Below are 9,568 nucleotides of genomic sequence, written 5' to 3'. Positions count from 1 at the left end.
ATCTGTCAAGTCGCTAGGGTACGACTCCCGTCCTTTTTCTTCCATATCTCTATTTTACCACGTTCTTTTCTCCTTGTGAATACAGGTTCTAAAGGAGGAAACGACGATGAAGAAACTGACCGCAGTCTGCGCCCTGGCATTGGCGCTGACTATGGCCCTCGCTCCCGCCGCTTACGCGGCGGAGTGGGCTGATCCCGCCCAGGTCTGCTACCCCACCTCTGTCACCCAGAGTGAGGATGGGGCCGAGATCCGCAAATTCTATGACCTGTCCCCGGAGGACGATCCCGCCGGCATCCCCCGCTCGGATTTTGAGCAGGACAACTTTCACTACACTCTGGTGGACCTGCTCAAGCAGGAACTGCCGGAGAATGAAAGCCGCCAGCACACTGAGACGGTGACGCTGGAGAGCAAAAACAAGGACATGGCCTCTGTGCTGGCCCTGCTGCCCCAGGAGAAGGAGTTCGTCACCGACGATGGCTTGGCCGGGACGCTGACCCTGCGGCTGGACACGGTGCAGGTGGAGGTGGCCGGCTACGGCAGCTCCACCAAGCAGGTCTCCGCCACCCGGAGCTACCCCAATCTGGCCGGTCAGGACACCCAGTACATCCCCAAGACCATCCAGGACGGCGGGCGCACCCTGACCCTCCAGGACATCAGCTGGCAGACGGACAACACCGGAAGTCTGGACGGCTACGCCATAGGCGACCGCTACACCGCCGTGGCCACTTACACCGGCAGCGCCACCAGCAGCTACGTCAAAGGCTATACCGTCACCGCCGACTACACCGGCACTGTCAGCAGGATCGCGCTGAACAAGACCCGGTATGTGGCGATCTTCGAGGGTACGCCCCTCCAGCCCATGGAGCCTGTGGATGATGGTCCGGACGCCGCTGAACCGGCCCCTGCCGCCAGCTTCAACTGGCCGCTCTTGCTGGTACCCCTGGGCCTCATTGCCGCGGCTGGCGGCGGCATCGGCATCGCCCTGTTCCTCAAGCGGCGCAATGAGCTGGCTGAGGGCGAGGGGAACGAAGGATGAGTACCGCAGAACCGTGAAAGGGGTATGTGTTTGCTCTTGCGGAGGACAGCTCCTTTTATATCCCAAACGCCCTCCATGTAGAACGGGACGACGATCTGTTCCTGTTCCCGGACGATGAGGAAGCCGCAAAAGCAGCGGAGCGTGATGGCGTCCAGCTGATTTATGGGATGGAGGATGTACCGGACGGCGTTTATCTGGATACTCCGGAAAACCGCGCCGCCATTTTGGACAGTCTGGACAAGCATCCCGAGTACCGCGATGTTGCCTCGAAACACAAACAGTCCCCTGGCATGGGCATCCAACTCTTATAATTATAATGGAAAGGACAGGTGATTTTTATGAAGAAACTGACCATGCTCCTTCTGGCCCTGTGCATGACGGTGTCCCTGGCGACCCCCGCCAGCGCCGCCGGCCCCATGGAGTACGCCTTTGACGGCGCGGACGACCCGGAGTATGGCAAGTCCACGTCCATCGAGGTGGTGCATACCGCCGATGGCGGGGCCATGAAGAACGAGGATGTGAGCAAGAACGCGGCGCTGGCCCCGCCCACCTTCGGCAGTTACAGCGCCGACACCCTGAACACCGGCACACCGCTCACTCCCAATCTGGCGCCCGGCTATCAACCTGCTGCCGGAGCCATAATCAATGGCAGCGCCAGTGTGATCCAGCCCCCCGCCATGGGCGGCGGGACCGCCAATGGCAGCGGCTCCGTCTATGTCCCCGGCTCGTCCTCGGTGACAGTGACCAACCCCGGCAGTGCCTCCGGCGGCTACACGGCGGTAACGGACGATCTCTATTATTCCGGAGGACACTTGGGCACGCTGAAGATCCCCGCCATCGGTCTGAGCGTCAAGATCTACCAGGGTACGGACAGCGCCGCGCTGAAGAAGGGCGCGGGTCATTTTGAGGACACCTCCATCTGGGATGGAAATGTGGCGCTGGCTGCCCACAATCGGGGCGTGAACAACCACTTCGGGGAGATCCACACGCTGGAGGTGGGCGATACCATCACCCTGACCACACGGCTGGGGACCCGAACCTATGAGGTGACCAGTGTCTCCAAGGTGAGTGAGACAGACCGCAGTGCCCTCGCCGCCTCCACCACCAACATGATCACGCTTTATACCTGTGTCCGTGACCAGCGGGATCAGCGGTGGTGCGTCCAGGGGGTGGAAATTAGCTAATATGCTTCGTTTTCGCCCGCGCGTTTCTCCATTTTAGATTGCATTTTCTTCTCGACTTTTGACCTCTGTTCCGATATTGTATTGCTTGCAAAAGCACCAAAAAATACGGAATACAGGAGGAAAAAAGTATGACCAGCATGAAAAAACGCATTGCCGCCGCATTGATGGCAGCCACCCTCACCATTGGGCTCACCGTCCCCGCCGCGGCAGCGGAAGCGCCCAACGAACCCATCCGGGTGAGCAGCTACAAGGGCAGTACCCTGGAGGTAGGAGAGCGAAGCGGCCTGATCATCGGCCCCAGCGGGATCGACTACACCGTCACCTCCAGCGACCCGGACACGGTAGCGGTGGAGCAGGTGCTGACCTTCTGGGTGGCTGTCGCAAAGGGGGCGGGGACCGCGGAGATCACCGCATCCAACAGCGCCGGGGAATGCGGGAGCATGACGCTGACGGTCGGCTCCGCCGCCCCCGCCGCGCCGGAAGCTCCCGCCAGCATGGACAGCGCCAGCCTGACGGACAACCTGGAGATCCGGCAGGAGATGATCCGGCTGATCAACCAGACCCGCAAGGCCAACGGCGTGTCGGAGCTGCCGGTCAGCGAGGCCCTGATGACCGCCGCCCAAGCCTGCTCCGACCGGCGCTACACCTGGCATCACGCCGCAGAGGAGGGCCAAGCCGCCGCTGACGCCGGCTACCCCTACGGTTTCGGTGACAACCTCACCGTGTTCACCGGCACAGACGACGCCGCCCGGCGCGCCGTCGACAACTGGATCAACTCTCCCGGTCACTTCGAGACCATGATCGACTCAAGATGCGACTGCATCGGCGTGGGTGTGACCCAGTACGACGGCATCACCTACTGCTACATGTTCGTCGGAATCCCAAACAGCGTCAATTTTTATGCGTAAGCGAAAATAAAACCAAAACGGCCTTCCAGCGCAAGCTGGAGGGCCGTTTTCTGTCAAAAAGGAGGCTGACAAGCTATGAAAAAGTTCCATTTTCCCCGAACCCGCCTGATCGCGGCTCTGCTGGCCCTGGTCTGCGTGCTGGGCCTGCTCCCCGGCACAGCCCTCGCCGCCACGCCGGACACCATCAAGATGGACGACTGCACCCACAATGGGGTCAAGTATGAGTCCCCGGCTCTGGGTACCTGCCATCTGCACCAGATGCACTTTGGACTTAACGGAAAGAGCACCATGGGCTTCTGTGCCGAGAAGGGCAAGGGCATGGGCTGGTCACTGGAGGGCCACACCTGGGGGAGTCCCAAGCCGGTCAACGACCCCACCGTCAAAACCATGATGGCGTACTTCTACGCCCACTCCACCGGCGTCTTTACTGATCAAGCCAAGGCTTTGGGTGTAGATGATGTGTGGGACAGCAACTACGCATGGACGATGAACGCCTGGGTACAGGCCATCGTCTGGCGCTACAAGGCCGGTCTGCTGTCCGACCCCGTAACCGCCTGTGCCGAGGAACTGCTGTGCGTCTACAACAATCTGGAACACACCAATTATTCCAGTATTGACGAGACTATGGACGGCAGATCGTTCCGGGACCGGGCGCAGTATATCCTCGACCTGGGCGCGCAGGGCGTATGGGGCGACTGCGCCGTTTATGAATACGCATATGCCGGTCCCGGCTCCAGCTACCATCCGGCAAATGATGTGCAGGCCATCATGATCGGTGAACTGACCGTGACCCGTGAGCTGTATGACCTGATCATCAAAAAGGTAGACAGCACGAATCCCAACAAGGGCCTGTCGGGGGCGCGGTTCAAGGTAGCCTCCGAAAATGGTGCCTACTCCAAGGAAGTGGTGACAGGCAGCGACGGCACTGTTACCGTATCCAAGCTGGAAGCGGGCACCTACGCCGTGACGGAATTGGAAGCCCCGGAGGGTTATGAGATCGACAACGCGGGTCCCCAGTATGTCGTTCTGCCCAATGGAGCCAACAAAATTGTAACGGTTACGTTTAGCGATACTCCTGAGATCACCGGCGAGGGCAGTATCCGCAAGGTGGACGCGGACGATCCCACCAGGGGCCTTGCCGGAGCAGTCATCAAGATCACCGGCGTGGACAACGACTTCACCGGGACTTACGTCACCGGCGCGGGCGGCTACCTGACGGACGTGCCCTGGAAGGATATGCCCCTGGGCAGTTACACCGCCGAGGAGGTCACTCCCCCGGAGGGCTACACCAAAAGCCCGGACATTAATAAAACCAAGCAGACCTTCGTCTGGGACGGTAAAAGCGATGTTTCCCTCGTTTTTGAGAACGATAGCAAGGTCAAAATCAAGCTCATTAAACTGGATGACAGCGGCAATCCCCTCCCCGGCGCTGTTTTTAACATTTTGCGTGACGGTCAGATCATCGGCACGGAGGAGACCAAAGCGGACGGCTCCATCACCGTCACCGATGTGACCGGGGGGATGTACGCCTTTGTGGAGGTCTCCGCACCGTCACCCTTCGCCACCCTCACCGAGCCTGTGATTGCCCATGTGGATCAGGCCACCATCAACGGCGGCGGCACAGTCACCGTCACAGCGGCGGACAAGAAGCTGCCCAGCCTCACCATCCTCAAGCGGGACGCCCAGACCAAGGAGGTCATTCCCGGCACCGTCTTTGAGATCAAGGGCATCCATTTCCACTATCACGATGATGTGACCACCGGCGCAGACGGCAGGGCCGTTCTGACCAATATCCCCGTGGACAGCTACGAAGTGGTCGAGAAGTCCGTCCCCGATCCCTACGTTGTGGGCGAGGAACCCTCGCAGACCATCTACCTCGGCCCCGGCGAGAACCGGGAGCTGATCTTTGACAACCTGAAGCAGCCTGTCCTGAAAATCTCCAAGGTGGAGCAGGGAACCAACACCCCCCATCCCCGGTACTGTGTTCACCGTGGAGGGCATCGACAGCGACTACCGCCAGGATGTGACTACCGAGGCGGACGGCTTCGCCACTCTGCGCGTCGCCCCCGGCAGCTACCGGGTCACGGAGAAGTCCGTCCCCGAACCCTACTGTCTGTCGGAGGACGAGGCCGACCGGACCCAGACCATCAGTCTGAACGGCGGCGATGAAAAGACCCTGATCTTCAAAAACAGCAAGAAGCCCCTGTTGACCCTCTCCAAGATTGACGCCGATACCGGAGTGCCTGTCCCCGGCACCGTCCTCACCGTGGAGGAGATCAACAGCGACTACAAGGACGATTGGAAAACTGGCGCGGACGGTACGGTCGCCCTCCGTGTTGACCCCGGAACCTACCGCATCACGGAGAAGTCTGTCCCCGCCCCCTACTACCTGCCGGACAAGGACGCCGACCGGGTACAGACCATCAGCCTGAACCCCGGCGATGAAAAGACCGTAGCGTTCCGCAACCACAAGACTCCGGAGCTGACCATCTTCAAGGAGGACAGCGTAGCCGGCGCCCCCATCCAGGGGGCCAAGTTCCGTGTGACTTATACCAGCAACGGAGAGGCTGCGGGCGCTCCCGCCTCCATGGACTTCGGCATCTTCGTCACCGACGCCAGCGGCCAGATCAAGCTCCATGAGAAAGGAAAGAAGCTGTATCCGGGTGAGTATATCGTGACCGAGGTAGAGCCCGCCCCCGGCTTCCAGATGAAGGAACCCACCACCCAGAAGGTGATCCTCCACGGCGGTGAGAGCAAGACGCTCACTTTTTTCAATGAGCCTCTGAACGCCATCGTGGTTGAGAAATACGACAGTGTCACCCATGAGGCCCTCCCCGGCTGCACCTTCCAGCTGAAGTATCTGGGCGGGACTTCCGGCACTGGCGGTACAGTCATTGGCACGAAAGTGACCGGCAAGAACGGGACCTGCATCTGGACCGGGCTGAAAAGCGGCACTTATATCGTGGAAGAAATCGACCCGGCGGACGGCTACTCCATCATCAATTCCTCCGAGACCGTCTACATTTCCGACAAGGGTGAGCAGAACGTGGTCACGGTCTCCTTCGATAATGCCCCGGACGGCATCCTGCTCATTCGGAAGGTCTGCGCCACCAACCCCAGCGTGACCCTCCAGAACGCCGAGTTCAAGGTCATGTACGCGGACGGAACCCTGATTGGGGACTCCAACGGCATCTACCGCTCCGATGAGAACGGGGAGATCCGCATCCCCGGTCTGAAGCCGGGCAAAAGCGTGGTGGTTACCGAGGTGCGCGCCCCCGCTGGCTTCATCCTGGATACCCAGAGCCAGACCATCCAGATCCAGGCGGGTAAAACCGTGTCCCTTACCTTTAAAAATCAGCCGAAAGGCAGCCTGATCATCCAAAAGCGGGACAGCCAGACCGATGAGGTGCTTCCCGGCGCTGAGTTCAGAATCACCACCGCCGCAGGGTGCGAAGTGGGTCTGAACGGTGTCATCGGCTCGTCTACATTGACCCAGAACGGCATTTTTGTGACGGACGCCCAGGGCGAGATCAAGATCACTAACCTCGCCCCCGGCGCCTATATCATCAACGAGATCAAGGCGCCGGACGGCGGGTATGTCATCGACACGCCCTCCACCAACGTGGTCATCGGGCAGGGCGGCGATACCCAGACCGTGGTGATCAAGAACACCCGCAAGGGCGGCCTGATCATTGAGAAGTACGACAGCGTCACCAAGCAGCCCCTCTCCGGCGCGCAGTTCAAGGTGATGACCGCCAACGGGGAGCTGACCCCAGACAACGAGGGCCTCACTTCCTCCAACGGTCTCTACACCACCGATGTCAATGGGCAGATCGTTCTCTCCAAGCTGCTCCCCGGCACCTATGTTGTGTCTGAGGAAAAAGCGCCGGACAATTACCGCAAGGACCCCACCCCCCAGACCGTGGTGGTCAACGCCGGGGACACCCAGACCATCCGGTTTTATGATGACCCTCTCTGCACCCTGACGATCCTGAAGCGGGACGCGGTGACCAAGAAGCCCCTGAAGGGCGCTGAGTTCTTGGTGCGGTACAGCTCCGGCCATGTGGTCGGCCCCGACAACGGGATCTACACCACCGGCACTGACGGTACGGTCACCATTACCGGGCTGGCCCCCAATTCCACCGTGGTCGTCTCCGAGAAAAAGGCCCCCAAGGGCTACATCCTCGATGAGACGCCCAAGAGCATCGTGGTACGCACCGGCGTGGCCAACAGCCTGATCTTTGACGATGAACCCGGCACTACGCTGATCATCCGCAAGTTTATCGAGGGGACCGAGAACGAGCCGCTGTCCGGCGTGGCCTTTAAGGTCGTGGACGGCAACGGCGGCGCTGTCGGTCCGGACGATGGGATCTACTACACCGACAAGGCCGGCGAGATCGTGCTGGAGGGCATCGAACCCGGCACCACCGTGAAGGTGCGGGAGATCAAGACTGTGGAGGGCTTCGTTTTGGACGGAACTCCCCAGGATATTCTCATCAAGGGCGGCGAAGTGCAGCAGTTGACGTTTTGGAACAAGCGGGCCGGAACCCTGGTCATCCAGAAGAAGGACAGTGTGACCGGCGCTCTGATTTCCGGTGCGCAGTTCCAGCTCACCTACGCCAACGGCGGGTACGTTGACAATGACAACGGCCACCTGAGCAGTAACGGCCTCTACACCACCGATGACAAGGGCGAGATCCGCATCAACGGCATCACCGGCACGGTGGTGGTCAAGGAGACCAAGCCCGCCCCCGGCTATGTCATCGATCAGAGTACCCAAACCCAGACGGTCACGGTGAATCCTCTGGACACCCAGACCCTCACCTTCCTGAACGAACCCCTGTGCAGCCTGACCCTGACCAAGCTGGACTCCGTCACCGGGAAGCCGATCCCCGGCACCGAGTTCACAGTCAAGGACGGCAACGGCACTGTGCTGGGCCGCTACACCACGGGCAAGGATGGGACCGTGACAGTCACCGGCCTTGTTCCCGGCAGCACCGTGGTGGTCACCGAGGCCAAGGTGCCGAGTGGCTATATCCTCAACAGCACGCCCCAGACCATCATCGTGAAAAACGGCTCCAACTCTGTGAACAGCGGCACCGTGGGCGGGACCACCAACGGCAATACTGGAGGCACAACCAATCCGGGCGGCAGCACCAATGTGGGTGGCGGAACCAACGGCGGCAACGATCTCACTTTCGAGAATGACCCCAAGACCCGGCTGGTCATTGAGAAGTACATCACCGGCACCACCACCCCCCTGAAGGGCGTGACCTTCCTGGTCACCGAATCCAACGGGCAGGTGCTGGGCAGCGCCAACGGCGAGTATGTGACTGACGAGAATGGCCGGATCGTGATCGAGGGCCTGGAACCCGGCAAGACCATCATCGCCAAGGAGATCCGCACCCTGGACGGCTACCTGCTGGACACCACCCCCAAGTCCATCCAGATCAAGGTAGGAGACGCTCAGACTTTGAAATTCTACAACACGCCTGTGGGCGGGCTGGAGCTGATCAAGGTCAACGAGGCTGACAAGAGCCAGCGAATCCCCAACACCACCTTTGAGATCCGCCGCATGGACGGCGGCTTGGTGGACACCATTACCACCGACAAGCAGGGCCGCGCCCACCTGGATCTGGATGCCGGGGACTACTACGCGGTGGAGATTGAGGCCGGCAAGGGCTTCGAGCTGGACGCCACCCCCACCTACTTCACCGTCCGGGACGGCAAAGCCACCACAGTCACCGTCACCAATCGGGCAGTCAGCGGCATCCTGATTCACAAGGTCGACAGCGTTACCAAGCAGGGCATCTACGGGGTGACCTTCCTCCTCTATGACGCCAACAAGAATCCCATCGGGCAGTACAGCAGCGATGACAAGGGCTACGTCCATATCGACGACCTGCCCGGCTCTGGCCGCTACTACCTGCGGGAGCTGGAGAATGACGGTTATCTGGTGGATACCCAGCTGAAGACGGTCTATGTCACTGATGGGACCACTACCGAGATCACCTGGGAGAACACCGCCATCACCGGGCAGATCCAGATCACCAAGACCTCTGAGGACTACAACTCCATGAATGGCTGGCCCGCCGGCACCCCCATTCCCGGCACGGAGTTCGAGATCTACCACTACCGCACCGGCAATCTGGTGGATACGGTCAGGACAGACAAGAATGGTGTAGCCGTGTCCAAGCCCCTGCCCCTGGGCCGGTACAAGGTGGTGGAGTCCAAGGCCGCTGAGTTCTACGGCCTGGATAAGACGCCCATTGAGGTGGAGATCGAGCACGCCGGCCAGATCGTCAAGACGGCTATGACCAACAAGGCCCTGTACACCAACGTCAGCATTAAGAAGCTGTATTCATAAGCGTTTAAGCAAGGTATGGAAATGAGAAATTTTGACGATAGTCTCAGCAGATGAGACGGATATCTCATAATCT

General features: G+C 60.2%; 5 protein-coding genes and 1 pseudogene. All 6 read left to right on the top strand.

The features are described 5' to 3' along the window. The first annotated feature begins 106 nt into the window (after positions 1–106). The 6 genes and pseudogenes from C814_RS19705 (at position 107) to C814_RS22585 (ending at position 9,495) form a co-directional block, all read left to right on the top strand. Positions 107–1,036 (top strand): hypothetical protein, encoded by a 930-nt coding sequence (locus C814_RS19705; RefSeq protein WP_016317210.1) that lies wholly within the window; start codon positions 107–109, stop codon positions 1,034–1,036. 26 nt (positions 1,037–1,062) lie between these two features. Beyond that, on the top strand, positions 1,063–1,347 hold the full coding sequence (locus C814_RS19700; RefSeq protein WP_016317209.1) for a hypothetical protein: 285 nt from the start codon (positions 1,063–1,065) through the stop codon (positions 1,345–1,347). Positions 1,348–1,374: 27 nt separating this feature from the next. Further along, positions 1,375–2,220 (top strand): class D sortase, encoded by an 846-nt coding sequence (locus C814_RS19695; RefSeq protein ID WP_016317208.1) that lies wholly within the window; start codon positions 1,375–1,377, stop codon positions 2,218–2,220. A 128-nt stretch (positions 2,221–2,348) separates the two neighbouring features. Further along, complete coding sequence (locus tag C814_RS19690) at positions 2,349–3,128, top strand: CAP domain-containing protein (protein WP_016317207.1); 780 nt, start codon at positions 2,349–2,351, stop codon at positions 3,126–3,128. Positions 3,129–3,203: 75 nt separating this feature from the next. Next, positions 3,204–4,928: pseudogene (locus C814_RS25010) on the top strand (collagen binding domain-containing protein); the annotation flags it as partial. 190 nt (positions 4,929–5,118) lie between these two features. Further along, positions 5,119–9,495: a SpaA isopeptide-forming pilin-related protein gene (locus tag C814_RS22585; RefSeq protein ID WP_369750574.1), complete on the top strand. Its 4,377-nt coding sequence runs from the start codon at positions 5,119–5,121 to the stop codon at positions 9,493–9,495. The last annotated feature ends 73 nt before the right edge of the window (positions 9,496–9,568 follow it).

It is taken from the genome of Anaerotruncus sp. G3(2012) (genome assembly GCF_000403395.2).
Taxonomy (GTDB): Bacteria; Bacillota; Clostridia; order Oscillospirales; family Ruminococcaceae; genus Anaerotruncus.
Note: the sequence above shows the minus strand (reverse complement) of the source record. Positions and strands in the feature narration are given on the sequence as shown.

Excerpts from the sequence above, each read along its gene's own strand:
- C814_RS19690 (WP_016317207.1), top strand. The coding sequence starts at position 2,349 with ATGACCAGCATGAAAAAACGCATTGCCGCCGCATTGATGGCAGCCACC.
- C814_RS19705 (WP_016317210.1), top strand. The coding sequence starts at position 107 with ATGAAGAAACTGACCGCAGTCTGCGCCCTGGCATTGGCGCTGACTATG.
- C814_RS19695 (WP_016317208.1), top strand. The coding sequence starts at position 1,375 with ATGAAGAAACTGACCATGCTCCTTCTGGCCCTGTGCATGACGGTGTCC.